The 23,616-nt window shown below is 61.6% G+C and carries 23 protein-coding genes and 1 rRNA gene; 14 read left to right on the top strand and 10 right to left on the bottom strand.

Features of this window, described 5'->3' with window-relative positions; genetic code table 11:
- Positions 1-82 (top strand): 5S ribosomal RNA (gene rrf, locus ACYVL5_RS22440); the annotation flags it as partial.
- Between the two features lie 407 nt (positions 83-489).
- On the opposite strand, the gene ACYVL5_RS22435 is transcribed toward rrf, so the two are convergent.
- On the bottom strand, positions 490-951 hold the full coding sequence (locus tag ACYVL5_RS22435) for a YbhB/YbcL family Raf kinase inhibitor-like protein (protein ID WP_460597792.1): 462 nt from the start codon (positions 949-951) through the stop codon (positions 490-492).
- Between the two features lie 189 nt (positions 952-1,140).
- Here ACYVL5_RS22435 and ACYVL5_RS22430 point away from each other — a divergent pair, with 189 nt between their 5' ends.
- Both ACYVL5_RS22430 and ACYVL5_RS22425 read left to right on the top strand, forming a co-directional pair.
- Positions 1,141-1,539 (top strand): hypothetical protein, encoded by a 399-nt coding sequence (locus ACYVL5_RS22430; RefSeq protein WP_460597791.1) that lies wholly within the window; start codon positions 1,141-1,143, stop codon positions 1,537-1,539.
- A gap of 49 nt (positions 1,540-1,588) precedes the next feature.
- The gene (locus ACYVL5_RS22425; protein WP_460597790.1) at positions 1,589-2,560 is read left to right on the top strand and encodes a L,D-transpeptidase family protein; all 972 of its coding nucleotides are present in this window, start codon (positions 1,589-1,591) and stop codon (positions 2,558-2,560) included.
- Here ACYVL5_RS22425 and ACYVL5_RS22420 read toward each other — a convergent pair.
- Positions 2,555-4,825, bottom strand: coding sequence for an ATP-binding response regulator (locus ACYVL5_RS22420; RefSeq protein ID WP_460597789.1), 2,271 nt, complete (start codon positions 4,823-4,825; stop codon positions 2,555-2,557). The two genes, ACYVL5_RS22425 and ACYVL5_RS22420, sit on opposite strands and share 6 nt — an antisense overlap.
- Positions 4,826-4,951: 126 nt before the next feature.
- On the opposite strand from ACYVL5_RS22420, the gene ACYVL5_RS22415 reads away from it, so the two are divergent.
- Positions 4,952-6,469, top strand: a complete 1,518-nt coding sequence (locus tag ACYVL5_RS22415) for a carotenoid oxygenase family protein (RefSeq protein WP_460597788.1) — start codon at positions 4,952-4,954, stop codon at positions 6,467-6,469.
- Here the strand turns inward: ACYVL5_RS22415 and ACYVL5_RS22410 are convergent.
- Positions 6,456-6,782 (bottom strand): cytochrome C, encoded by a 327-nt coding sequence (locus ACYVL5_RS22410; RefSeq protein WP_460597787.1) that lies wholly within the window; start codon positions 6,780-6,782, stop codon positions 6,456-6,458. The genes ACYVL5_RS22415 and ACYVL5_RS22410 overlap by 14 nt on opposite strands.
- A gap of 196 nt (positions 6,783-6,978) precedes the next feature.
- Between ACYVL5_RS22410 and ACYVL5_RS22405 the strand changes: the two genes are divergently transcribed.
- Both ACYVL5_RS22405 and ACYVL5_RS22400 read left to right on the top strand, forming a co-directional pair.
- Entirely contained in the window at positions 6,979-7,437 is a 459-nt protein-coding gene (locus ACYVL5_RS22405) for a response regulator (RefSeq protein ID WP_460597786.1), read from the top strand.
- Positions 7,434-8,981 (top strand): PP2C family protein-serine/threonine phosphatase, encoded by a 1,548-nt coding sequence (locus ACYVL5_RS22400; protein ID WP_460597785.1) that lies wholly within the window; start codon positions 7,434-7,436, stop codon positions 8,979-8,981. Before ACYVL5_RS22405 ends, ACYVL5_RS22400 begins: the two co-directional genes overlap by 4 nt.
- A gap of 78 nt (positions 8,982-9,059) precedes the next feature.
- Here the strand turns inward: ACYVL5_RS22400 and ACYVL5_RS22395 are convergent, their stop codons facing one another.
- From ACYVL5_RS22395 to ACYVL5_RS22385, 3 genes are all read right to left on the bottom strand, one after another.
- Positions 9,060-10,190 carry a PQQ-dependent sugar dehydrogenase gene (locus ACYVL5_RS22395; protein WP_460597784.1) on the bottom strand — a complete coding sequence of 377 codons (1,131 nt, stop codon included), beginning with the start codon at positions 10,188-10,190 and terminating at the stop codon, positions 9,060-9,062.
- Positions 10,191-10,371: 181 nt separating this feature from the next.
- The gene (locus ACYVL5_RS22390; protein WP_460597783.1) at positions 10,372-10,719 is read right to left on the bottom strand and encodes a secondary thiamine-phosphate synthase enzyme YjbQ; all 348 of its coding nucleotides are present in this window, start codon (positions 10,717-10,719) and stop codon (positions 10,372-10,374) included.
- Positions 10,625-11,641 (bottom strand): D-alanyl-D-alanine carboxypeptidase family protein, encoded by a 1,017-nt coding sequence (locus ACYVL5_RS22385; RefSeq protein WP_460597782.1) that lies wholly within the window; start codon positions 11,639-11,641, stop codon positions 10,625-10,627. The genes ACYVL5_RS22390 and ACYVL5_RS22385 overlap by 95 nt, the downstream gene beginning before the upstream one ends.
- A 121-nt stretch (positions 11,642-11,762) precedes the next feature.
- Here ACYVL5_RS22385 and mutL point away from each other — a divergent pair, with 121 nt between their 5' ends.
- The 4 genes from mutL (at position 11,763) to ACYVL5_RS22365 (ending at position 16,722) form a co-directional block, all read left to right on the top strand.
- Positions 11,763-14,039: a DNA mismatch repair endonuclease MutL gene (mutL, locus tag ACYVL5_RS22380; protein ID WP_460597781.1), complete on the top strand. Its 2,277-nt coding sequence runs from the start codon at positions 11,763-11,765 to the stop codon at positions 14,037-14,039.
- A gap of 5 nt (positions 14,040-14,044) precedes the next feature.
- Positions 14,045-14,956, top strand: a complete 912-nt coding sequence (gene miaA / locus ACYVL5_RS22375; protein WP_460597780.1) for a tRNA (adenosine(37)-N6)-dimethylallyltransferase — start codon at positions 14,045-14,047, stop codon at positions 14,954-14,956.
- Between the two features lie 12 nt (positions 14,957-14,968).
- Complete coding sequence (gene hfq, locus ACYVL5_RS22370; RefSeq protein WP_012529414.1) at positions 14,969-15,193, top strand: RNA chaperone Hfq; 225 nt, start codon at positions 14,969-14,971, stop codon at positions 15,191-15,193.
- A 233-nt stretch (positions 15,194-15,426) separates the two neighbouring features.
- Positions 15,427-16,722 carry a DUF512 domain-containing protein gene (locus ACYVL5_RS22365; RefSeq protein ID WP_460597779.1) on the top strand — a complete coding sequence of 432 codons (1,296 nt, stop codon included), beginning with the start codon at positions 15,427-15,429 and terminating at the stop codon, positions 16,720-16,722.
- A 116-nt stretch (positions 16,723-16,838) separates the two neighbouring features.
- Here the strand turns inward: ACYVL5_RS22365 and ACYVL5_RS22360 are convergent, their stop codons facing one another.
- Entirely contained in the window at positions 16,839-17,933 is a 1,095-nt protein-coding gene (locus ACYVL5_RS22360) for an AAA family ATPase (RefSeq protein WP_460597778.1), read from the bottom strand.
- Positions 17,934-18,179: 246 nt separating this feature from the next.
- On the opposite strand from ACYVL5_RS22360, the gene ACYVL5_RS22355 reads away from it, so the two are divergent.
- Positions 18,180-18,902, top strand: coding sequence for a BON domain-containing protein (locus ACYVL5_RS22355; RefSeq protein ID WP_460597777.1), 723 nt, complete (start codon positions 18,180-18,182; stop codon positions 18,900-18,902).
- Positions 18,903-18,930: 28 nt separating this feature from the next.
- Positions 18,931-19,245: a transcriptional regulator gene (locus tag ACYVL5_RS22350; protein WP_460597776.1), complete on the top strand. Its 315-nt coding sequence runs from the start codon at positions 18,931-18,933 to the stop codon at positions 19,243-19,245.
- Positions 19,246-19,475: 230 nt separating this feature from the next.
- On the opposite strand, the gene ACYVL5_RS22345 is transcribed toward ACYVL5_RS22350, so the two are convergent.
- From ACYVL5_RS22345 to ACYVL5_RS22335, 3 genes are all read right to left on the bottom strand, one after another.
- Positions 19,476-19,907 (bottom strand): archease, encoded by a 432-nt coding sequence (locus ACYVL5_RS22345; protein WP_460597775.1) that lies wholly within the window; start codon positions 19,905-19,907, stop codon positions 19,476-19,478.
- Positions 19,908-19,926: 19 nt separating this feature from the next.
- Positions 19,927-21,384 carry an RtcB family protein gene (locus ACYVL5_RS22340; protein ID WP_460597774.1) on the bottom strand — a complete coding sequence of 486 codons (1,458 nt, stop codon included), beginning with the start codon at positions 21,382-21,384 and terminating at the stop codon, positions 19,927-19,929.
- Between the two features lie 106 nt (positions 21,385-21,490).
- Complete coding sequence (locus tag ACYVL5_RS22335) at positions 21,491-21,679, bottom strand: GSU3473 family protein (RefSeq protein ID WP_460597773.1); 189 nt, start codon at positions 21,677-21,679, stop codon at positions 21,491-21,493.
- A gap of 226 nt (positions 21,680-21,905) precedes the next feature.
- Between ACYVL5_RS22335 and rpsA the strand changes: the two genes are divergently transcribed.
- Both rpsA and ACYVL5_RS22325 read left to right on the top strand, forming a co-directional pair.
- Positions 21,906-23,111 carry a 30S ribosomal protein S1 gene (gene rpsA, locus ACYVL5_RS22330; protein ID WP_460597772.1) on the top strand — a complete coding sequence of 402 codons (1,206 nt, stop codon included), beginning with the start codon at positions 21,906-21,908 and terminating at the stop codon, positions 23,109-23,111.
- A 12-nt stretch (positions 23,112-23,123) separates the two neighbouring features.
- Positions 23,124-23,348, top strand: coding sequence for a DUF3820 family protein (locus ACYVL5_RS22325; RefSeq protein ID WP_460597771.1), 225 nt, complete (start codon positions 23,124-23,126; stop codon positions 23,346-23,348).
- The last annotated feature ends 268 nt before the right edge of the window (positions 23,349-23,616 follow it).

The raw sequence follows: 23,616 nt of genomic DNA, 5'->3' as shown, positions 1-23,616 counted from the left end.
CATCCCGAACACGGAAGTTAAGCCTCTCAGGGCCGATGGTACTGCACTGGTAACGGTGTGGGAGAGTAGGTCGCCGCAGGGAATTTAATAGAAAGCCCCGCCTGGTTATCCAGCGCGGGGCTTTTGCTTTCAACTCTGCCCTTCACCCAACCTTTCGCCCTACCTTCCTCTGTGGATTCTCCTCCCCTGGATATGCGAAGAGCTGGCATTCTAACTACGCCAGCCCTTGCCTTGGAGAAGTCACCTTCCCTTTCTTTGAATTTTAGTAGGTGCCTTGGTGAATACTGCTACCTGCTTCTACTCGCGCCTGGCTAAGAGGTTTATAGCTGGCGTGGGAGCAAAAGCACCCAATCTCGGTCTCACCTTCCTTTTGATTATACTGTACCCTTACTGCACTAAAATTGCAAATCTCTCATCCCTGCCAAGCCGTGACTGGCGTGGGTCTGCGAGGTATTTGCCAACTGGCTCTGCAGGCGGATTTTCTCTCTTTCAGATCGGGGCATTGTTGGTGCGGGAGTAGGTTTCCATTAACCCAGCGGCCCCTAGAATGTGGCCTTCCATTGCGGCATCCAAATCGGCTCTCAGCGCTCCCTCTTTCAAGCGCAGTTTTATGTCGAGGGCGTAGAGGCGGAAATAGTAACGGTGGGTCCCGGACGGGGGACACGGACCTTCGTAGCCAAACCCTTGATTACTGTTCAAACCTTCCACTGCATTAAACGGGACCGTGTGCTCCTTGATTTCCTTTACCTCGATCGGGATATTCCACAGCAGCCAGTGAATGTAGAGCCCTGATGGTGCATCAGGATCCTCCACTACCAGGGCCAGTGATTTGGCTTCCGCTGGTACGCCATGAACAACCAGGTACGGGCTTACGTTATCGCCATCGCAGGTGTACTTGGAGGGGATCATGGTACCGTGATTGAACGCCGGGCTGGTTAACTTGAATTCCATGGTGGACCTCGCATGCGAAAGATTGGTAGGCGCCAATATAGGATGTCGTGTGCTGAAGGTGCGTCAACTGCGGCTGTTAGAGCTGGGAGCATTGCAATGCTCCCAGGATTGGATAGCATTAACCAAAAGTCGAGGCGAGTCTCTTGTCGCTTCCAGCGAAACGATCCCTGCTCAACGCGGAGGCCTCTCATGTCCCTGGAACGTTTGCTTATTTTCACTGTGGGATTCTACCTCGCTGGTTGCGCGACGAAAGGTTTCGTCAAACAGCAGGTCACCCCCGTATCCTGCCGGGTCGACGTCCTTGAATCACGGCAAAACACGCTAGATCAGAGGATCTCCGCCGTGGAAGGTCGTCTCAACGCCCTTGAGAACCGGGCCAATACCCTTGAAGGGCAGGTCAATGCCCTCCCGAAGACGATGGAACTGCCAGCCCCGGATCGAGCAATGTTGACCGATACCGAGAGAAGGAGTAACGACGCCGCCCAAAGGGCGGAAACCGCCGCCCGCAACGCTGAGGCGGCGGCCTCCAGTGCCGAGGGCGCTGCCCGTCGGGCGATAAAATCGTTCGAACTCGGTCAGAAGAAGTAGGCTATAAGTGAGGCCGCCGGTTCACTTGCAGGCGGACTTCCCGCCAGCCGTGGCAGCAAACTCCTCTTCATCCCGGCTTTTTCTCCTCTTAAGTGTCCTTATCTTCGGGCTTCCCGCTTCCCCCTTGTCGGCTGGTACCTTCAGGATAGAGGGGGAGCTCTTCGGCCGCCTCGATACCCATGTCGTGAATAAAAACGAGTCACTCTTCGAGATCGCCCGTCATTTCGACTTGGGATTGAACGGGATCACCGCTGCCAATCCCGGCGTCGACCCTCTCATCCCGCCAACCGGAGCTACCGTCACCATCCCGAGCTGGTGGATCCTCCCCCAGGTCCCCTTTCGGCCGTCCCTTGTCATCAACCTCCCCGAGTTCCGGCTGTACTACCTTCCCCGTGGCCGGCAGGGGGAGGTGATCACCTATCCGGTGGGGATCGGCGAACAAGGTGACACCCCGGCGGGGAGCTACCGGGTGGTGGAGAAAATATTCCACCCCGCGTGGCACGTCCCCCCCTCGATCAGGAGGGAGCAACCCGCCCTGCCAAAGATCGTTCCTGCCGGCCCCGACAACCCAATGGGTACCCATGCGCTCAGGCTGTCCGCCAAAGACATTCTGATCCACGGCACGGACCGCCCGTGGGGGGTCGGAAGCCGGTCAAGCCACGGCTGTCTGAGGCTCTATCCCGAAGACATTGTGGAACTTTACCGGGAAGTCCCGGTGGGAACGAGAGTGGTGGTCGTCAACCAGCCGGTAAAGGTGACGCTTCAGGGGGGAAGGGTGTACGTCGAGAGCCATGATGCGGCGGGAGGGGAAAGGGCAGCGGCAGAGGCGCTTCGGCTGCTCTCCAAAAGATCGCTGGTGGCCTGGACCGATTTTTCCAAGCTGCTGCAGGCGATCAGGGAAAAGCGGGGATACCCGGTCGACGTCACCTTGGATCGAGATGGTGCGACCGGAGAAAAGGCGCCACCTGTAATGCGACGGTACACGTCCCCTCGAGGAAAACCGAGGGATTCGCAATCATGAGTCGAGCGTTTCGCGGATCTTGGTGAGCAGCAGCGAGGGGGGGACAGGTTTGGTAAGAATCTGGGCCTTGTCGGCCATGATGTTCTCCTTCCTGATGATTTCGTCGGTGTAGCCGCTCGTGAAGAGTACCTTCACCCCCGGCCGGATCTTCTGGATCTCCTCGTAGACCTGCCAGCCGTTTTTACGCGGCATGATGGCATCGACGAACGCGAGGGCAATCTCATCCTGGTGCTGCCTGAATTTCGCCACGGCATCGTCACCGGCGATCGCAACTATGGTGCGGTATCCATACGCCTCGAGGACATCGACCACGATCTTGCGGACATTCTCGTCGTCCTCGGCAATCAGGATCGTCTCGGAGCCGCGCGGGAAGAGCTGAGCGGTCTCCTCCTCGGCGAGCTGGGCCTCGCGCGTGAGGGGGAGATAGATGCGGAAGGTGGTCCCGTACCCCACCTCGCTGTAGACTTTTATGTGGCCGTTGTGCTGGCGAACGATGCCGTAGACGATGGAGAGCCCGAGGCCGGTTCCTTTGCCGGGGGCCTTGGTGGTGAAAAACGGCTCGAATATCCGTTCCAGGTTCTCCTTTGGGATTCCGCTGCCGTTGTCGGAGAAGACGATAGTCGCATAGGTGCCGGGAGTGACGTTTGCGGCGGCAGCCCTTTCGCTGTCGATCGTTTCCCATCCGGTACTGATGGAGATCCTTCCTCCTACGGGGACGGCATCGTGGGCGTTCACCGCCAGGTTCATCAGCACCTGCTCAAGTTGGCCCACATCGGCCAGCACCGTCAGCTTTTCGGACGAAGGGGTAATCACCAGTTCATGTTCCTCGCCGATGACCATGAGGAGGAGCCGCTTGATGTCCTGGAGCACCGTGTTGAGATCGACCGGTACCAGCGAGATGGCGTGCTTTCTGCTGAAGGCGAGGAGCCCGCGGGTGAGCCCTGCGGCGCGTTCGGCGGCGTCGAGCATCTGCTGGAGGTACGGCATCAACTGGCTGTCCCGGGCCAGGTTCATCTGCATCAGGGCGGCGTTGCCGATGATGACGGTGAGGATGTTGTTGAAATCGTGGGCGACACCGCCCGCCAGGGCACCGATCGATTCCATCTTCTGCGACTGGTGCAGCTGTTCCTCGAGCTTCTGGCGCTCCGTGATGTCCTCCACCACCCCGATCAGGTAGGCAGGGGCTCCCTTGGTTCCGTGAACAAGGGACAGGGTGAGGATGGTCCAGACCGCGGAACCGTCGGCTCTCCGGTAGCGTTGCTCCGCCGTATAGGTCTTGATCTTCCCTTCCAGCAGGAGCCGGACATGGTCCTCGAAGGCCTGCAGGTCGTCGGGATGGGTGATCTCCTGAATGGTTCGTTGCAGCATTTCGCTGGGGGGGCAGCCGACGATATCGCAAAAGCGCCTGTTGACGAGGTTCAGCCGTCCCTCCGGAGACATGTGGGCGATCCCGATGGGGGCCTGCTCGAAGGTGCTTCTGAACCGGAGCTCGCTCTCCTCGATGACCGCCGCCTTCTTGATCAGGTTTCTCGCCCCCACGCCGATCCCGGTAAGCCCCATCGCCCAGAAGAAGAGGTGCCCCACGGCAATCCAGGCCATGGTGGTTTCCATCGCCTTCTCGACCTGGGCGACGGGGACGGAGACGCTGATTCCTCCCCGCACCGTGAGACCGTCGATCCTCAGGTCGGCGTGATGGCACGTCAGGCAGGGATCGTGGGCCATCATGGGGCGCATCAGACGCATGTAGGTAATACCGTCGACGGTCTCGATGCCGCTCACCTCGGAGGCCCCCCGCTGGAAGGCATGCAGCGCCTTACTCTCCCAGGGATCCGGGGCATTTTCCGGGCGCAGAGGTGTGAGGCTCGTGATGTGCCCCTGGCTGACTTCCGGGTGGTTGCGGGCCCGTTCGAAGACCTGCCGGATCATGGCCGAGGGACTCACCAGGGTAAGCTTTTTCCCTGATGGAGTGGTGATGTCGCGTTCGGGATGGTTGGCGAGGTAGGGATTGGGCTGGTTTTTGCCGGTGACCGGGGCGTACACGCCGCCGTAGCTTTCTGCCCAGTCGCGGTAGTGGAGATCCTTGGCGAGCGCTGCCCTCGCCTCGGCCAGGATGATGGAGTGGGCCTCCTCCTGCTGATGCCGGTAACTGATGATCAGCGAAATGGCCACCAGCATGGTCCAGAACGCCCCGAGCCAGATCGAGTAATTCCTCAGGCGCCGTAACTGTACTTGGCGGTTTTCGCGTGGCGTTCCGCGCTCGTTCATGGCATCCTTTATTGGTCAAAAATAATATTTGAGAAGTATACCATACCTCCCCGTGCCGGGCGGATTGGGGGATCGATGCTTTCACGTCGCCACCTACTGACATTCGGGGCGGAGGCTTCCCTGGCCATGCTGTTGTCAGGGTGCGCCTCCAGCCCTCCGCTTAAGAAGGACGTCTTTCCCGATTTCGGGGACCCCACGAGGCCCTACCTTGGGCTGGCCACCACCTTGCGAGAGGAATACGGCTACTCCCCCGAGGTGGAGGGGGAACTCCCCGCGGAGGTGCGCGGGACCCTCTTCAGAAATGGCCCGGCCCTTTTCGACCGCGGCGGTCTACGCAAGCGAAACCTGCTGGACGGCGACGGCATGGTCCAGGCCTTCGTCTTCCGGGACGACGGGGTCTGGTACCGCAACCGGTTCGTCCGTACCCGCAAGTTCATCGACGAGGAGGCCGCCGGGCGCTTCGTCTATCCCAGTTGGAGCACCCAGGCGCCAGGCGGCTTCTGGGGAAACTTCCTGCGGATGAACTTCCTGGGGCAGGCGGGCATCACCGTCTTTCCCTGGCGCGGCAGGCTTTACGCCTTCGACGAGTGCGCGCTCCCCTACGAGATGGACCCGGTTACCCTGTCCACCTATGGGGAATCCCGGCTCGGACTCCCTGAAGGATTCACCATCTACGCCGCTCACGCCAAGTTCGACCCCATCTCCGGCGACTGGCTCCACTTCGGGATCCTCTACGGTCCTACGCCCCAGTTGCACCTGACCATCTTCGCTGCCGACGGATCGCTGAGAGCCCACCGTTTTCTTCCGATGCCACGGAAGGTATACCTGCACGACTGGTTCGTAACGCGCAGATACCTGCTCCTGTCGCTTCATCCGGTGGAGATGGATTTCTGGCCGGTATTGCTCGGGAGAAAGAGCATGGTGGAGGCGCTGTCATGGCACCCGGAAAAAGGGAACCTGCTGCTCCTGTTCGATCGAAGCCTGCGGGGGGAGCCGGTACTCATGGAGACGGAAGCCTCCTACATGTGGCACTCGGTGAATGCCTACGACCGGGGGGAATCAGTGGTGGCGGATTTCATCGCCTACCGCAATCCCGACCACTTCGTCGGGCGGGACCCGGTGGCCTCGGCGGTCATGCAGGGGCGCCCGGGGGAGCATGCCTACCCGGGTGCCCTGCGACGCTACCGGATCGATCCCGCGAGAGGGACGGTGCAGCAGGAAATCGTGGAGCAGGGGGGGAATTACGAATGGCCGAGGGTCAACGAACTGCGCAGGGGAGTTTCCCACCGCTTTGCCTACTTCATCGACGCGAGGCCGGGAGACTTCTTCTGGACCAAGGTGTGCCGGTTCGACTTCGCAAGCGGGCGGTTGGAGCGATACGATTTCGGGCCCGGCCATTTCCTGACCGAGCCCGTCTTCGTGCCGCTGCCGGGCCGTCTTTATACCGAAGGGGAAAAGGACGAGCCGGGTTACCTTCTGACCGAGGTGTACGACAGCAAGAGCAGGCGGAGTTCCCTCGCCATCCTGAGGGCCGAGTGCCTGGCGGATGGGCCGGTCGCGGTCGTGCGCCTGCGGCACCACGTCCCCTTCAGCTATCACGGGTGGTGGAACCCCGGCATCGGGGAGGGGATTACTTCTTCTTGAGCGGGGTCTGCTGCCAGAAGATCCCGAGGACCGACTTGTCGTTGGCCGACAGCTTCACCCCTTTTTGCTCCATGCGCTGCTGGATCTTCTTCATGTCCTTGCCCGCGGCGATAGCCTCCTCGATCCGCTTGGCGCTGTGGCAAGAGACGCATTTCTTCTGGATGACCGGGGCGGCCTTGCCGAAGTGGCCACCGGTGACCGCACCCAGGTTCTGGCCGGTAGCCGGGGGAGAGGTGATCTCGCCGGCGGAGATCGCCGGTGTAACAGGGACCAGGGTCAACAGGGCCAAAATGGAAATTGCATGAGGTTTCATTTATCCTCCCTTTACCGAAAAGTCATAGCACTGGAAAAGACTACCAGAAAATTCCTCCTCTTGACAGTCTCCCCGGCTGAAATTCACCCGCCGCCTTCGGTGTCGTCTCCCCTCCCTCTCAAGCCGCTAATGATCTTCAGAATGTGGTAGACTAATTACAGTTGCTGACCGTCGAGGTCGGATGGGAGGCTGGCAAATGGTTCGATTGAAACGGATCCTTCTGGTTGAGGACAATGCCAACGACGCAGAACTCACCATGGAGGCACTCTCTGAGCATAATCTCGCCAATGGGGTCGACCTGGTAAGGGACGGCGCCGAGGCGTTGGACTATCTGTACAACCGAGGTGCCTACCAGGCAAGGCCGGACGGTAACCTCGCCGTCATCCTGCTGGACCTCAAGCTCCCCAAGGTGGACGGCCTCGAGGTGCTCCGGACCATCAAGACGGACCCGAAGCTGCGGTTCATTCCGGTAGTCGTGCTGACCTCGTCCCGGGAAGAGAGGGATGTGGTGGAAAGCTACCGGCTCGGCGTCAACGCCTACGTGGTGAAGCCGGTAAACTTCGGCGAGTTCATCGGAGCCGTCAAGGAACTCGGGGCCTTCTGGGCCATCATCAACGAACCTCCTCCAACGACCCTCAAGAGGGGCGATTCATGACCCAACCGTTGCGCATTCTTCACCTCGAAGATGACCCCATGGATGCAGAGCTGGTCCTTATGACCCTCCAGGCCGACGGGCTGGCGTGCGAGGTACAGGTGGTCTCCCGCCGGGAGGAGTTCGAGGCCGCCCTCCAGCGCGGCGGAATGGACCTCATCCTCGCGGACTTCGCCCTCCCGGCTTTCGACGGCATGACGGCACTCGCCATGGTCCGGGCGATCCTTCCCGATCTCCCCTTCGTCTTCGTCTCCGGAAAACTGGGGGAAGAAGCGGCTATCGAGTCGTTGAAAAGCGGGGCCACCGACTACGTCCTCAAGAACCGGCTCTCCCGCCTCACTCCCGCGGTGCAGCGGGCGCTGACCGAGGCCCAGGAGCGGGCCAAACAACGGCAGACCGAGAAAGAGCTGGAGCAGGCCTACCTCGAGATCGAGAAGCGCGCCGAGGATTACCGTAACCTCTTCAACAGCATCCGGGACGTGATCGCCGTCACCGACGACAACCGCAGGATCCTGCACGTCAACCAACCGGCCCTCCAGGAGGTGTTCGGCTATGAGACGGAGGAGGTCGTCGACCAGAGCATCAGCATCCTGTACGCCAAGGACGGGGAATTCCGGCGCACCGGCGAGGAGTTTTTCGACCTCTACGGGGGGCAGAAGGGGAAGCTGCTGGAGCTCGAGTTCCGCAGGAAAAACGGCGAGGTCTTTATCGGCGAGCAGTATGCCATGAAACGGTTTGACAGCCAGGGGGTCGCCACCGGCAACGTCTCGATCTTCAGGGATATCAGCGAGCGAAAGAAGGCCGAGGCCGCCCTGCGGGAAAGCGAGTTGCGCCGTTACCAGCTCCAGGTGGAACTGAAGTACGCGGCGGAGATCCAGGACAAACTCCTTCCCCGCACCAAGCCGAACGTCCCCGGTTTCGACGTCGCGGCCCGCTGCCTGCCGGCCAAGCAGGTGGGAGGGGATTTCTACGACTGGCAGAAGGTTACCCCCACCATCTTCTACCTCACCCTCGGGGACGTGATGGGGAAGGGGATGGCGGCGGCCATGCTGATGGCCACGGTCCGGGCGGCGCTCCACGCGGTGACCCTCTACAACACGCCGGCCCAGGCGCTCCACCTGGCGGAGAAGGCACTCTTTGCCGACCTGGAGAACTCCGAAAGCTTCGTGACCCTCTTTCACGGCCAGTTGAATGCCGGCCACAAGACCTTCAGCTTCGTGGACTGCGGCCATGGCTATGTGTTCGTCCGCCGCGCCAACGGTACCGTGACCGGGCTTTCCCCGCGGGGGCTCCCCCTCGGCGTCCAGGGGGGAGAAATCTACCAGGAGGGGAGGATCAAGCTGGACCGGGGCGACGTGCTGGTTCTCTACAGTGACGGCCTGATCGATGCCAACCCTCACCTGTCGCTGACCAACCAGATCCTGGCCAACCGGCTCGCCGGCCTGGAGAGCGCCGAGGAGATGGTCGATTCCCTCATCGCGCTCACCGAGACTCCGGACCCGCAGCCCGACGACATCACGGTGCTGGTGGTCCGCTGCACGAAGTAAACCTGCGCTTGCCGCCCTTATCGGCCGCTTCTCCGTCCTGTCCGCCTGCGACCATCGCCTCTTCCCCGCCTCGCCACCTCACTTCCGGTAGCTGATCCGATAGATGACGCCGGCCTTGTCGTCAGATACCAGCAGGCTTCCGTCCGGCAGTACCTGGACATCCACCGGACGCCCCCAGGCGCTCCCTTGGTGAAGCCAACCCTCCGCGAAGACCTGGTAGCTCCCGCCTCCTTCTCCCCTGGGGGCGACCATCGATACCCGGTAGCCGGTCGGCGTGGTCCGGTTCCAGGAGCCGTGCTCGGCGATGAAGACCCGGTCGCGGTACTGGGAAGGAAACATGCTCCCTGTGTAAAAGCGCATTCCCAGGGCCGCAACGTGGGCGGGGAGTTCAACCTCCGGGGTGACGAAGGCATCCTTCTTCATCATCGAGCCGAACTCGGGATCGGGAATGTTGCGCCCGTGCCAGTACGGAAAGCCGAAGTGAAGTCCCGCCTTAGGCGCCCGGTTGAGCTCATCGGGGGGGCGGTTATCTCCCATCCAGTCGCGCCCGTTGTCGGTGAACCAGAGTTCGCGGGTTACCGGGTGCCAGTCGAAACCGACCGTGTTGCGGATTCCGTGGGCGAAGATCTCCAACTGGCTGCCGTCGGGATTCATCCTCATGATGGAGGCGAAGCGGGGATCCTTCGACTCGCAGACGTTGCAGGGGGCACCGACCGGGACGTAGAGTTTGCCGTCGGGGCCGAAGCGGATGAACTTCCAGCCGTGATGGCTCTTGTCCGGGAAGGTGCCGTTGACCACCACGGGGCGCGGCGGGGTGGCGAGATGCTCCTCGATGTTGTCGAAGCGGATCACCCGGTTGATCTCGGCCACGTAGAGCGATCCCTTCCGGAAGGCTACCCCGTTGGGCTCCCTGAGCCCCTTCGCTATGGTGTAAACCTTGGCCTTCGGCGTGCCGCCGTTGACCACGGCGTAGACCCTCCCTTCCCCGCGTGAGCCCACGAAGAGGGTGCCCTTGGCACCTAGGCTCATCGAGCGGGCCCCGGGGATATTCTGGGCGTAGACCTCGATGGCGAAACCGGGAGGAAGCGTTATGTAGTCGAGGTGGAGATCGGAGGCGTGGGAGATGGTCGCCAGGAAAAGCATGAGCAGGAAGAGGGCGGTCTTCAACAAGCTGACTGCGGGGAGGGTAACGCTTTTGCTGGCGTTCATCGATTCCTCCTGCCGGGCGGACACCATCGCCCCCCCCTCAAGGGGATGAGGCGTGAAGGGGAGCCGCGAAAGTGTATGGGGTTTAAGGTGGCGCGGTCAGCACCGCGATAGGTAAGCCAAGTAAAGGTAAGCCCACGGAGGGCGGGGCGGGCCGTTAGGGGACGCCTCGGCCATGGTTAGATCACTCGCCGATGATCTTGATCAGGACCCGTTTGCGGCGCAGGCCGTCGAACTCTCCGTAGAAGATCTGCTCCCAGGGGCCGAGGTCGAGCCGCCCTTCGGTGACCGCCACCACGATCTCGCGCCCCATGATGGTTCGCTTGAGATGGGCGTCGCCGTTGTCTTCGCCGGTGTTGTTGTGCCGGTAGCGCGAGTACGGCTTCTCCGGGGCGAGCCCTTCGAGCCACTGCTCGAAGTCCTGGTGCAGCCCGCTTTCATCGTCGTTTATGAAGACGCTTGCGGTGATGTGCATGGCGTTGCAAAGGAGCAGACCTTCGCGGATGCCGCTTTCCGACAGCGCTTTCTCCACGTCCCCCGTTATGTTCACCAGTCCACGCCGCTTCCTGATTTCGAACCAGAGCTCCTTGCGGTAATGCTTCATCACTCCCTCCTTTTACTTCCCTTGATCGCATGGCAGATGTCGAAACGCGGAAGGCGGCGTCCAGCATGGCGGGAGCCGTCTTCCACCGGTTTTGCGAACGCATAAGGACCAGCAACACCTTCCGGTCTTCCCGCTTGGCCAGGGCCACCAGGCACTGCCCCGCCCGGGGAGTGGTGCCGGTCTTCACGCCATAGGCTCCGGGATAGCGCCCGATCAGACGGTTCTTATTGCGGAGCTGAAAGCTGCGCCTTCCGTTGACGGTGGAGATCCTCATGCTCTTTTGGGATACCAGCTCCTCGAAAAACGGGATATCAACCGCATGCTCGGCGAGCACCGCCAGGTCGTGTGCGGTCGTATAGAGCGAGGCATCGTCGTGGCCGCAGGCGTTGGCGAAGCGGGTGTTGGCAAGGCCGAGCTCCCTGGCCTTGGCGTTCATCTTTCCCACGAACTCCCCCTGGCTACCGCCGACGTGGTCGGCCAGCGCCCGGCAGGCGTCGTTGGCCGAGGCGATGAGCGTGGCGGCCAGCAGGTCGCGCACCTTGAGCCGCTCCCCGCGCCGCAGGCCTATCCTGCTCCCGGTCTCCCGCGCGGCCCCCTTGCTTACGGTCACCACCTCGTCCATACGGCATTTTTCCATGATAAGCAAGGCTGTCATGATCTTGGTGAGGCTGGCCGGAGGGAGACGGCGGTCCGGATTCTTTTCCAGGACCGTGCGGTCGTTGATCTTGATGAGGTAGGACGCCGCCGAGTAGCGGGAGGGTGCAACCGAGGCAGGAGCCGGTGGCGCGGAAAGCAGGCCCAGGACGAGGCAGGCAATGGTGGAGCTGGCGATGTTGGAAAGACGGTTCATAGTTAGAATTTAACATCTGCTAATCTCACCGCAATGCCTGGCCGCGGATTGGGATTTGCATTGCCGGGGAGGTTAAGGTATCTTGGGTCGGCTTCAAATGAGACGTCTAGCGAGGGGTGCATTGGCTACCAAGATACGAATCCTTCCCGAGAACCTGACCAACAAGATCGCCGCCGGCGAGGTCGTCGAGCGGCCGGCCTCCGTGGCCAAGGAGCTGGTGGAGAACGCCCTGGATGCCGGGACCAGGGAGGTGGTGGTCGAGATCGAAGGGGGAGGGCGGAAACTGATCCGGATTTCCGATACCGGGTGCGGGATGTCCCGCGAGGACGCGCTCCTGGCCCTGGAGCGGCACGCCACCTCAAAAATCGCCACCGACGCCGACCTTTTCTCCCTCTCCACCCTGGGCTTTCGCGGCGAGGCGCTCCCCTCCATCGCCTCCGTCTCCCGCCTGACCATCGCCACCCGGACCCCCGATTCGGTGGAGGGGACCGAGATCTACGCAGAGGGAGGACGGATCAAGGAGGTCAAGGAGTGCGGGATGGCGGCGGGGACCGTCATTGCCGTCAGGAACCTCTTCTTCAACACCCCGGCACGGCTGAAGTTCATGAAGAGCGCCGAGACCGAGGGGGGCCACGTCGGCGAGCTCCTCACCCGTTTGGCCATCTCCCGCCCCGATGTCCGTTTCACCTACCTCAACGACGGCAAGCAGGTCTTCCGGGCTCTCGACAGCGACCTGAAGACCCGGGTCGCCACCATGCTGGGGCGGCAGATCGCCGGCTTTCTCCATCCCGTTTCCTACCAGGACGACAGCGGTCTCAAGGTAAGCGGGCTGGTGGCGGCACCGGAGTGCAGCCGCAGTGCGGGAAGCCATCTCTATACCTACATAAACGGCCGCTTCATACGTGACAAGGTGGTTCAGCACGCCGTCCTCCAGGCGTACCGGAACTTCATGGAAAGGGGACGCTACCCGGTGGTGGCTCTCTTCATCGACATCGATCCAGGAGAAGTGGACGTGAACGTGCACCCGACCAAGCACGAGGTCCGGTTCCGGGAGCAGGGACGGGTACACGACGCGATACAGTTCGCGGTGGAGTCGGTGCTAAAGGAGACGCCGTGGCTGATCCGTCAGCCGGTGGCCCGCTCCGGTTCTGCTGGATCATCGGTGACATCGCCAACATCGGCAAGCGCTGCCAAGCCGGCCGCCAGTGGGGTGACTGCATCCCCTGCTGCATCTGTCAGCCGGGGCAACTGGCCCACTTCGTCCACCGGTGCCCCGTCGACCCGTCCCTCACAGTCCCCGCTCCCCCTCGCTTCGGCCGACAAGAAGGAAGCCGCAACCACAGGTGAACGAGAGCCGGCACCTGGTGAGGCGGGCGCCCCGGTATCCGCCGCTTCCACCGGTGCTGCGATCTCCGACGTCAGCGCCGCGCGGGTGGCCGAGGTCCGGGAGCTGCTGGTCAATTACCAGCCCCGCCCTCAGCCGGCTTTGCGCCCTCATTTTCAGCCCTCTCCCGACAAGGCGGCGGCCAAAGGAGGGGAGGACGCTTTCCCACCGCCTGCGCAGCAATCCGGCACCGAACCCGGTTCCGCCGGGAGTGAGCCAGGATCCGAAATGGGAAGGGGTGCGTCGAGGCCCGCGGTCAATCGCGAGCCGACCAAAGAGCCGCTACCGGGAACCGGCACCTTCGAAGCCACTCCCCCTCCGGCCGGGGTAGCTGAGCCCGCCGAACGGACTGGCCCCGCGGGTGCCACTCCCCCTCCTGAGCCGATTGCCGCACCGGAGCCCCTGCCAGCACAGGAGGAGAGCGCGCAGGGATACTTCTCGTCCCTCGCCGTCATCGGGCAGTTCAACGCCTCCTACATCCTCTGCCAGCACGGCACCGATCTCGTCTTGATCGACCAGCACGCGGCCCACGAGCGGGTGGCGTTCGAAAAGCTGAAGGGCGAATTGGCCGCTCGCGAGGTGGACAGCCAGGGGCTCCTTTTCCCCGAGCCGATCGAGCTCAGTTACCAGGAGTCGGCGGTGCTCAAGGAACACCTCGAGGAACTGGGACGCCTCGGGTTCGAGATCGACGAATTCGGCGGCAATACCTGGTTGTTGAAGGGGGTCCCCCAGATCCTTTCCTCCACCGGCTACCTCCGCACCCTGAGGGACATCCTCGAGGAGCTGGGGAGTCTCGGCAGAAGCCGCAGCTTTACCGATGTCCAGGAAGACCTCCTGGCCCGGATCGCCTGTCACAGCGTGGTCCGGGGGCGCAGGCCGCTCTCCAGGCAGGAGATTACCGCCCTTTTCCGGCAGATGGACCAGACCGACTTCTCGAGCAACTGCCCCCACGGCAGGCCGGTCATGCAGCGGCTAACCCTGTCCGAGGTCGAGAAGATGTTCAAGAGGGTCTAGGCTCGATGGAGAAGAAGATCAGGCTCCTCGTGGTCGGTGGCCCGACCGGGAGTGGGAAAACCGAGCTGGCGCTGAGGATCGCCGAGCGGATCGACGGTGAGATCGTCAATGCCGACTCCATGCAGATCTACCGCGGGATGGACATCGGCACCGCCAAAGCCTCGCCCCAAGAGCGGGCAAGGGTCCCGCACCACCTGCTCGACATCGTCTCGCCGGAGGTGAATTTCTCCGCCTCGGATTTCCGGGAGGCCGCGGCCAAGGTCATCGCCGACATCGACGCCCGGGGGAAGAAAGCGGTCGTGGTCGGCGGGACCGGTCTCTACATCCGCGCCCTCCTTGACGGGCTGGTCGACTCCCCCCACGGCGACCCCGAGCTCCGCCAGGCTTTTGCCGATGTCCCCGGACCCGAGCTCCTGCGTCGCCTCTCCGAGGTCGACCCGGTCACCGCTGCCCCGCTTCACCCCAACGACCGCGTCCGGTTGATCCGCGCCCTGGAAGTCTTCTCCCAGACCGGCCGGCCCATCTCCGAGTTCCGCTCCGAACACGGCTTCTCCGGTTCCTACTACCACGCCATGAAGATCGCCATCAAGGTGGAGCGCCCTGAACTCTACCGGCGGCTCGAGGCGCGGGTGGACCGGATGCTGGAGGAAGGCCTGATCGAGGAGGTCCAGGGACTGCTCTCCGCCGGCTACTCCCGGGAGCTCAAGGCCATGCGCTCCATCGGGTACAAGGAGGCCGCCGCCTACCTCGCCGGAGAAATCTCCTTTTCCGAGGCCGTAGATCTCATAAAACGGGACACCAGGCGTTACGCGAAGAGGCAGATGACGTGGTTCGGGAAGGAAAAAGATGTTTACTGGCTTGATTATCCTGGAAGTTTTGCTACTATCCTTGGGCATGTCATAGAATTTTTTGCATAAAGGAGCGGAATCATGCCGAAAACCCCTTTTAACATCCAGGATCAGTACCTCAACCAGTCGCGCAAGGAGCGGGTTAAGGTACTCGTGCAGTTGATGTCGGGCGAGAAGTTGGAAGGACACATCAAGTCCTTTGATAACTTCTCCGTCCTGATGGAAGTCCATGGTGACATCCTGATCTACAAACATGCCATTTGCAGCATCACCTCCGTGGACGGCGTCTTCCGCTTGCACCAATAGTACGTGCGTACTCTCTAGAGGCGGTCATGCCCGCCTCGATGACAAGCTCCTGCGCCGGCTCATTCCGATGGGCCGGCGCCTTTTATTTCTCCGGGGCGGATCTCGCCCGTTTTCCTTGAGCACCTCATCCTGCAACCCTTCCCTCGACGAACTCCGCCGCTTTCCCCTCGCGCTTGCAGTAAATCCCCCCAAAGTATAAGATGCCGTATCTGGAAAAATAAGAAGGAGGACTGATGTCCGGACTTATCGTGGAAAGGGTCATGCCCGGCAGCATCGCGGACGAACTGGAGATTGATCCGGGCGACCGTCTGCTTTCCATCAATGGCGAACCCCTGCGGGATATCATCGATTACAACTACCTGGGCTCCGACGAGGCGCTCGTCCTGGAAGTGGAGAAGGCCGACGGAGAGCTCTGGGAGCTCGAGGTGGAGCGTGAAGAGGGGGAACCCCTCGGCATCATTTTTCCCGCCCCCGCCCCCGCCCGCTGCGGGAACCAGTGCGTATTCTGCTTCGTCCATCAGCTCCCCAAGGGGCTGAGGGCACCGCTCTACGTGAAGGACGAGGACTACCGCCTGTCCTTTCTGTACGGAAACTACGTCACCCTGGCCAACATAGGGCGCGAGGAGATCGAGAGGATCAAGGAACAGCGGCTGTCCCCCCTCTACATCTCCGTGCACGCCACCGACGTTGCCTTGCGGGAGCAACTGCTCGGCAAAAAAGGGATCCTCCCCATTCTCGGTATCCTCAAGGAGCTTGCCGAGGCGCGCATCGTCATGCACACCCAGGTCGTTCTCTGTCCCGGGCTCAATGACGGGGAGGCCTTTGCCAGGACGGTGAACGACCTGGTCGCCCTGCACCCGTACGTGGCTTCGCTGGCGGTGGTCCCGGTCGGACTCACCAGCCACCGCAAGAGACTTCCCCCGTTGACCCCGGTGGACGAGTCCTTCGCCGCCGCCTTCGTGGCGCAGTGGGGGGAAAAGGCGCGCGAGCTGGAGTCGAGGCTCGGCGAGCCTTTCCTCTTCCTGGCCGACGAGTTTTACCTCAAAGGCAACGTCCCCTTTCCGCCCCTGGAGAGCTACGGCGACCTTCCCCAGATCGAGAACGGGGTCGGGATGATCCCGCTCTTCCTCTCTCAGGCGGAGGAGGTGCTGGAGGAGGCGGAAAGAGTGGAGCCGCTGACCGTGACCGTGGTAACCGGGCACTCGCCGTACCGTCACCTGGCCGATTTCCTGGAGCGCCTTTGCAGCGCCACCGGCGCCGTCATCCGGCCGGTCGCCATCCCCAACCGGCTCTTCGGCCCGAGTGTCACCGTCACCGGCCTAGTCTGCGGCAAAGATATTGTTGCGGCGCTGAAGGGGGAGCCTTTAGGGGACCTGGTCCTGGTACCGGACGTGATGCTGAAGGAAGGGGAGGGGGTCTTTCTGGATGACCTGACGGTGGAAGACCTGGAGCGGGAGCTGGGTACCGCGGTGGAGGTGGTAGAGTCGACCCCGTTCGGGATCTATGACTCCATCAGCACCCGCTCGTAAGGCGGCTGCCCGATCAAAAAACGAAGGGGAGCGGCTCCGTTAAAGGTGCCGGTCCCCTTTTTTGTTCTTCGAAAGGGTCAGTCCATCGGGTGAGGCCGACGACGACCCGGGTAAGACTATCGCGCGATGGCGTCGATCACCCGGAAGTCGAAGACGTTCTCCGCCTGGGACTTGATCAGGTTGATCTTCTCCTCGTCGTCCGCGGTGATCTTGGAGACATGCTCACTCAGGGTCGTGTAGACCTCGCCGGTGGTCTTCAAGGTGCGGATGTACGGGATGTTGCTGTCGTCGAGGATCTTCTGGCTGATGGCCGACAACGGTGCTGCGCCGGGTATGATCAGCCCGGCCAGCTTCTCGCGGTAGGCGGGGATGTTGTAGAGCGCGGAGGTGGTCACGATGAGTTCGTCGCGGGAGCTGGTGGTGATCAGCAGGGTCGACTCCTGCAGCTTGTCGATTACCCTCTGCGACGAAGCCGCCCCGAGCTGCACGGTGTGGATGATGCGGTTCCTCCCGCCGGGATCGCCTTGCAGCGGGAGCTGGAGCAGCTTGGAGATGTCGATCAGGGTCGGGTTGGCCAGTACCGACGAGAAGTTGAAGGCACCGGCCACCTTCTGATTGCGGGCCTCGAAAAATTGCTTCAGGTAGCCGAGGGATTCCGCCCGCTTCTCCGCAATGAGCTTGTTGACCAGCACCATCGGGACCTCGGCGCCCTGCTGGCGGAAGAGGGCAAGGTTCAGCTCGACCGAGTCGATCACGCAGCCGATCCCGCCTGCCGCCACCATCAGGACCGGAGCCCCGAGTTCCTTGGCGATCTGGGCGTTGTTGATGCCGATCACCGAACCAACCCCGCCGTGGCCGGAACCCTCGATGATGAGGAAATCGTTCTTTCTCTCCAGCTCCGCGCAGGCCTCCCTGATCCGTTGCAGGGGCATCTGCGGCGGGATCTCGCCGCTTAGAAATCTCTTGGTGTAGCCTCTTCCCACGACCACGGGGGACATCAGGGCCCGATCCTTCTCAAGGCCATAGACAGAGGCAATGAGTGCGGCATCCATATCCATCTCAACCCCGTCCAAGACAGAGACCTTGGGGCCGATCGGCTTGATGAAACCGACCCTGGCGTACTTCTTCTTTGCCAGGTGCATCAGCGAAAGACTGATGGTCGTCTTTCCACAGTGCTGGCCGGTTGCCGCGATGAAAATCTTCTTACACATGCTGCTGGGCCTCGTTGAGTTCTTGGTCTTCTTTCATCTTCAGTTGATTATAACGTGATTGTTACAGCCGGATCAACAAGGTATACGCTTTGTCGCTCGTGACATCCCAATCGACCCCCGCCCCCCTCCGTGATACAATTTCAGTATCCATTATACATTATGAATTACCACGTTAGCCGACGCCGAGATCGCCGGATACATCGACACCCCTGCGTTGGCACGGCAGCCACCCGAAAGGAGGAAGCCATGATTCGTGCTGAAGAGGTCATCGGAACTATTCAAGCCGCCATGGAACGCGAGCCTCGCATCAAAGTCCACAGCAACGCCATTCAAATGACCTTTGCCGACGGGGTGGTTACCCTTACCGGCGAAGTCGATGGCATCGCCGCGAAGAAGCTCGCAATGGAAATCGCCGCCTCACCTTCGCCGGTCTCGGGAATCGTCGACCGGCTCAGGGTGGAGCCTTCGGAACGGATGGAAGACGGCGCCATCCGTGACCATGTCTGCGACACCTTGATCGAGGAGCCGGCCTTCAGGAACTACACGATTCGGGCGGTGGTTAAACAGGAGGTGGAGCCACTCCGGGTGCTGGACGACCCCCAGCGGGTGATGGAGGTCGAGGTGAGTGACGGGGTGGTGACCCTCAACGGGAGCGTCGAGAGCCTGTCCCATAAGCGGCTGGCGGGTGTCCTTGCCTGGTGGGTTCCCGGCTCGCGGGACGTGGTGAACGGGATGGAGCTTTCCTACCCCATGGATGATAACGACGAGGAACTGGGAGACCTGCTCCGGCTGGTTCTGGAGAAGGATCCCATGGTCAACGCCTCGCAGGTCACCATTCACTGCCGGAATCGGGTGGTGACCCTGGATGGGGCGGTGGCGTCGGAGAGCAGCCGCAGCGCCGCCGAGAACGACGCTTGGTTCGTGTTCGGCGTCGACAAGGTCGTCAACAACCTGATGGTAACCGGGTAGCTTATCGCTGGGATGCGATGGGGGTGCCATGAAGAGCCGCGCCAAGAGGCCAACGACCCTGGTGGAGAGGCCGGAGACCTTGAGGCAGGAGATCGTCGTCCTGCTGACCGGTGAGACCCTTACCGCTAGGGATCTCTCCGGTCAGATAGGGATATCGGAAAAGGATGTCCTGGACCACCTCGAGCATGTCCGGACCGCGTTGCACGGAGAGCTTGCGGTGGTTCCCGCCCAATGCCTCGACTGCGGTTTTGAGTTCCGCAAGCGCGAACGTCTCAAAGCCCCCGGCAAGTGCCCGGTCTGCCGCGGCGAACACATCGCTGACCCATCCTTCACGATACGCTGAGCTAACGTCACCACTCACCGCCACTACGGTAGAGCCGAGGTTGCCGCCGCAAAGAAGTGGTGAGTAAACCAGTGGTGAAGATGACGTGGTGAAGATGACGTGGTGAGGATGACGTGGTGAGGATGAGGTGGTGAGGGTGACGAAGGGTGACGAAGGGTAGGTTGCCCCGGATAGGTGATGGCACGCTCGCTAACGTATCAACTCACTTCCGGTGGTTTCATGTAACGACTTTACACATCAAGAACGACGGTACACCGCCACCCCTTATCCACTTTTTCCAAAGAGAAGCGCAGCATGGTGACCGCCTTCACGTCGGTTTGCACCCGATGGCGCTTCGGGTCTATCTGTTCCCCCTCTAGGATACCCGACACCTTGAACCCATTGCCGGTGGCGGCAATGGCGAGCCGGGTCGGGAGGAGGAAGAGCCTGCGGGCGTCCTTGTAGAAGATCAGCTCGTTGAGAAAGTCGAAGAGGAGCATTTCCTCGCTGGTCTGCTCCAGCTCGACGTCAATCTTCACGCTTGGCCGGATCTCGTCCGGATCCTCCATCATCACCTGCAGGGTCGCCTTGGCGGCGTCGGTGAATAGTTCTTCCAGGGTGCGCCCCCAGGCGTTGAAGGCGATATCGGCGGCGGCGATGTCTCCGCGGTACTCGTACGGCATGTCGTCCTCCCCAGGAGCTCTAACCCTTGATGTTCCCGATAGGCACCAGCTTGGCGACCCGCTTGCTGAGGCCCGCCAGCTCAGTGGTTTCCGCCACCTCGTCGATGTCCTTGTAGGCGTCACCCGCCTCCTCGGCAAGACCGCCGAATGAGTCGGTCCGGACGTAGATACCCCGGGCCTCCATGTCGCGCTGAAGCTTGTCGCCGCGGAAGCTTTTCATGGCCTGATGCCTGCTCATGGTCCTGCCGCTGCCGTGGGCGGTGGTATAGAAGGTATCGATCCCGCTCTCCATCCCGGCCAGGAGGTAGGAGCCGGTCTCCATGCTCCCGCCGATGATGACCGGCTGCCCGGTCTTGCGGTAACATTCGGGGATGCCGTAGCCGCTCGGGGGGAAGGCCCTGGTGGAACCCTTGCGGTGCACCAGCAGCTCGCGGCGGTGGCCGTCGATGAGGTGGTTTTCCAGTTTCGCCGTGTTGTGGGCCACGTCGTAGACCATGTTCATGCCGAGCTCGTCCGGGGAGCGTTGGAACACCTCCGAAAAGACCTCCCTGATCCGGTGCAGGATCACCTGGCGGTTGGCAAAGGCCATGTTGACCGCGCACTTCATGGCGCTGAAATAGGCCTGCCCCTCGGGGGAGTGGAAGGGGGCGCAGGCGAGCTCGCGGTCGACGATCTTGATCCCGTACTTGCGCTCCATCACGGCGAGGAAGACCTTGAGGTAATCGGTCGCCACCTGGTGGCCGAATCCCCGGCTGCCGCAATGGAACATCACCACCACCTGGTTGGGGATGGTGAGGCCGAAGGCTGCGGCGCGCTCCGGATCCATGATGTTCTCCGGTTTGGCGACCTGGATTTCGCAGTAATGGTTGCCGCTTCCCAGCGTGCCGAGCTGGTTGTACCCCCGCTCGATCGCCTTCTTGCTGATGGTGGAGGCGTCAGCCCCCGAGAAGCAGCCCCCCTCTTCGGTCATCTCCAGGTCCTCCGGCGTGGCGAAGCCGCGCTTGAGGCACCAGCGGGATCCCTGCTCGAGGACCGAGGCGAACTCGTCCTCGTTTAACCGCACGAAACCATGACAACCGACACCGGTAGGGATCCGGGTGAAAAGGCGGTCCACCAGGCGGTGGAGTTTCGGGATCACTTCGTCGGCCGTGAGGGTGGTGAGCACCAGACGCATGCCGCAGTTGATGTCGAAGCCGATCCCTCCCGGTGAAATCACCCCGCTGTCGGGATCCATGGCCGCGACGCCGCCGATCGGGAAGCCGTATCCCCAGTGGCCGTCCGGCATGCAGTAGGCGTAGCGCTGGATGCCGGGGAGGGTGGCGACGTTGGCGACCTGCTCGAAGACGCCGGCGTCCATCTCGTTGATCAACTTCTCGGTGGCGAATATCCGGGCGGGAACGAGCATCCCCTCCTTGTGGGTGATGGGGAGTTCCCAGATCGTATCGGAGACCCGTTTCAAAGCCAACGGCAAAGTCATGACCGCCTCCTGCGTCCATGGTAGAGTACCGAATTATCTTACCATAGATCCGCAGGAGGGGAGGGGGGGCGCCCGGAGAGGGGGGCGGGGAAGATGGCACCGCGACCTACGCTATTTCCCGCACGATCTTTTGTGGTTGAGGGGGAGAGGAGAAGGTCAGCTCCTTGGCTTCGGTCTTGACCCAGTCTGCGGACCTGTCATACCCTAAGATGGATCCCGATTCTACCAGGCTTGAGAGTTGATGGTCGTCGACGATGTCATAGGTGAAGTCATCGTAACAGACAAGTATTCCCATGGATTTCCCCCTTTTACTGGCGCTGTCAGATCATCAACAGTAACCGTATCGGCCGTGGGTGTTTCGGCCTTTAACGTGAATATGTCTGCCGGCGAGCTTTGTGGTAGAATTACGGGAATGAAAAAGTGAAGCAAGCTTTGAGGCAAGTCGGTTGACAAGGGCGCGGGGAGACCTGTATGCTCACTGGCTACCGAAGAGCTACCAATACTGGATGAGGTACTTACAAATGGACAACGAGCACAGGGAAGAGATGGAGACCGAAGAGGAAAGTTTCGCCGAGATGTTCGAGAAGAGCCAGAAAGACACTGGCCGCTTGAGCCCTGGTGACAAGGTGGAGGCCACCGTCCTCAAGATCGCCAAGGATTGGGTGTTTCTGGACACCGGCCGCAAAGGGGAAGGGGTCCTCGACATCAAGGAGTTGACCGACGCCGACGGCCACGTCACCGTCAACGTAGGGGACAAAGTCACCGCCTGGTTCATCTCTTCGCGCAACAACGAGATGCGTTTCACCACCAAGATAGGTGGCAAAGGTGCTGCCGCCGCCGGCAATGCCCAACTCGAGGAAGCGTTCGCCGCGGGTATCCCGGTCGAAGGTGTCGTCGAGAAAGAGGTCAAGGGGGGCTTCGAGGTCAAGGTTGCCGGTTCCCGCGCCTTCTGCCCGTTCTCCCAGATGGCCCTGAGAAGGGTGGAGGACAGCCAGGCCTTCATCGGCAAGCAGATGCAGTTCCGCATCACCGAGTACGCCGAAAACGGCAGGAACATCATCCTCTCCCACCGTGCCCTCCTTGAGGAGCAGCAGCGGCAGGAGAAAGAGGCTCTCAAGGAGACCCTCAAGGCGGGCGACCGCGTGCGCGGGACCGTTACCTCGCTGCGCGACTTCGGCGCCTTCGTCTCCATCGGGGCGGTGGAAGGGCTGCTGCCGGTCTCCGAGATCGGCTGGACCAGGGTCAAGCACGTCTCCGAGGTACTGTCGGTCGGGCAGGAGGTTGAAGTCGTGGTGAAGGCGGTGGACTGGGACAAGGAGAAATTCTCCTTCTCGCTCAAGGACACCCTGCCCGACCCGTGGGAAGAGGCGGCCAAGGCCTTCCCGGAAGGCTCCTTCCACAACGGCAAGGTGGCACGTCTCACCCCGTTCGGCGCCTTCGTGACGCTGGCCAGCGGGATCGACGGCCTCATTCACATATCCAAGCTTGGTGCCGGAAAGAGGATCCAGCACCCCCGCGAGGTACTCTCGGAGGGGCAGGAGATCGAGGTCAAAGTTGAAGGCGTCGACCGCGAGCAGCGGAGGATTTCGCTGTCGCTCGCGTCGGTAAGCCGTGCCGAGCAGGAGCAGAGCGACAGCATGGAGGCGTTCCGCAAGGCCTCCGCCGAGGCTCCCAAGGGGATGGGAACCCTCGGGGATCTCTTGAAAGCCAAGCTCCCGAAGAAGTAGAAGAGGCCGGTCTTGGAAGAGATAACTCCCGATCCCGGTTTTCTCATCAAGCTGGTGCGGACCAGGATGCCCTTCGGGAAGTTCGCTGGTCTCATGATCGCCGACCTTCCCGAGCCGTACTTGGTCTGGTACCGGCAGCAGGGGTTCCCCGAGGGTGAACTGGGCGAGCTTTTGCAATGCATGTACGAGATCAAGGCCAACGGGCTCGAATACCTGCTGGATCCGCTCCGTCGATAATCCATTTTGTATGACTGTAAAAAGGCCCCCCCTGTCGAACTCGGCAAGGGGGCCTTTGTCTTTTCAGGCGGCGTGGGGTATAGCTTTACCGCATCCATTCCACCCTGACCATGCGCTGGTCGTGGCTCCATTGGTAGTGGAGGATGAATTCTAGTTCAAAATGCACCACCCTGAAGGAGGGGTAAAAAAGAAGGGACACAGTGAGTTTTTCTGGTAGTTTGGAAGCGCCAACGACCAAACCTCAGAAGGAGAACCCACCGTGCCCCAC

It is taken from the genome of Geomonas sp. Red276 (assembly GCF_054784495.1).
This window is presented reverse-complemented; position numbering and strand designations above follow the sequence as displayed.

What these genes read in the sequence shown, in the direction of transcription:
- ACYVL5_RS22350 (WP_460597776.1), top strand. Translation starts at nt 18,931, where the DNA reads ATGAAGAGCCGCGCCAAGAGGCCAACGACCCTGGTGGAGAGGCCGGAG.
- ACYVL5_RS22355 (WP_460597777.1), top strand. Translation starts at nt 18,180, where the DNA reads ATGATTCGTGCTGAAGAGGTCATCGGAACTATTCAAGCCGCCATGGAA.
- ACYVL5_RS22385 (WP_460597782.1), bottom strand. Translation starts at nt 11,641, where the DNA reads ATGAACCGTCTTTCCAACATCGCCAGCTCCACCATTGCCTGCCTCGTC.
- ACYVL5_RS22340 (WP_460597774.1), bottom strand. Translation starts at nt 21,384, where the DNA reads ATGACTTTGCCGTTGGCTTTGAAACGGGTCTCCGATACGATCTGGGAA.
- ACYVL5_RS22420 (WP_460597789.1), bottom strand. Translation starts at nt 4,825, where the DNA reads ATGAACGAGCGCGGAACGCCACGCGAAAACCGCCAAGTACAGTTACGG.
- ACYVL5_RS22405 (WP_460597786.1), top strand. Translation starts at nt 6,979, where the DNA reads ATGGTTCGATTGAAACGGATCCTTCTGGTTGAGGACAATGCCAACGAC.
- hfq (WP_012529414.1), top strand. Translation starts at nt 14,969, where the DNA reads ATGCCGAAAACCCCTTTTAACATCCAGGATCAGTACCTCAACCAGTCG.
- ACYVL5_RS22365 (WP_460597779.1), top strand. Translation starts at nt 15,427, where the DNA reads ATGTCCGGACTTATCGTGGAAAGGGTCATGCCCGGCAGCATCGCGGAC.
- ACYVL5_RS22345 (WP_460597775.1), bottom strand. Translation starts at nt 19,907, where the DNA reads ATGCCGTACGAGTACCGCGGAGACATCGCCGCCGCCGATATCGCCTTC.
- ACYVL5_RS22430 (WP_460597791.1), top strand. Translation starts at nt 1,141, where the DNA reads ATGTCCCTGGAACGTTTGCTTATTTTCACTGTGGGATTCTACCTCGCT.
- ACYVL5_RS22335 (WP_460597773.1), bottom strand. Translation starts at nt 21,679, where the DNA reads ATGGGAATACTTGTCTGTTACGATGACTTCACCTATGACATCGTCGAC.
- ACYVL5_RS22360 (WP_460597778.1), bottom strand. Translation starts at nt 17,933, where the DNA reads ATGTGTAAGAAGATTTTCATCGCGGCAACCGGCCAGCACTGTGGAAAG.
- ACYVL5_RS22415 (WP_460597788.1), top strand. Translation starts at nt 4,952, where the DNA reads ATGCTGTTGTCAGGGTGCGCCTCCAGCCCTCCGCTTAAGAAGGACGTC.
- ACYVL5_RS22410 (WP_460597787.1), bottom strand. Translation starts at nt 6,782, where the DNA reads ATGAAACCTCATGCAATTTCCATTTTGGCCCTGTTGACCCTGGTCCCT.
- ACYVL5_RS22395 (WP_460597784.1), bottom strand. Translation starts at nt 10,190, where the DNA reads ATGAACGCCAGCAAAAGCGTTACCCTCCCCGCAGTCAGCTTGTTGAAG.
- ACYVL5_RS22435 (WP_460597792.1), bottom strand. Translation starts at nt 951, where the DNA reads ATGGAATTCAAGTTAACCAGCCCGGCGTTCAATCACGGTACCATGATC.
- ACYVL5_RS22400 (WP_460597785.1), top strand. Translation starts at nt 7,434, where the DNA reads ATGACCCAACCGTTGCGCATTCTTCACCTCGAAGATGACCCCATGGAT.
- rpsA (WP_460597772.1), top strand. Translation starts at nt 21,906, where the DNA reads ATGGACAACGAGCACAGGGAAGAGATGGAGACCGAAGAGGAAAGTTTC.
- miaA (WP_460597780.1), top strand. Translation starts at nt 14,045, where the DNA reads ATGGAGAAGAAGATCAGGCTCCTCGTGGTCGGTGGCCCGACCGGGAGT.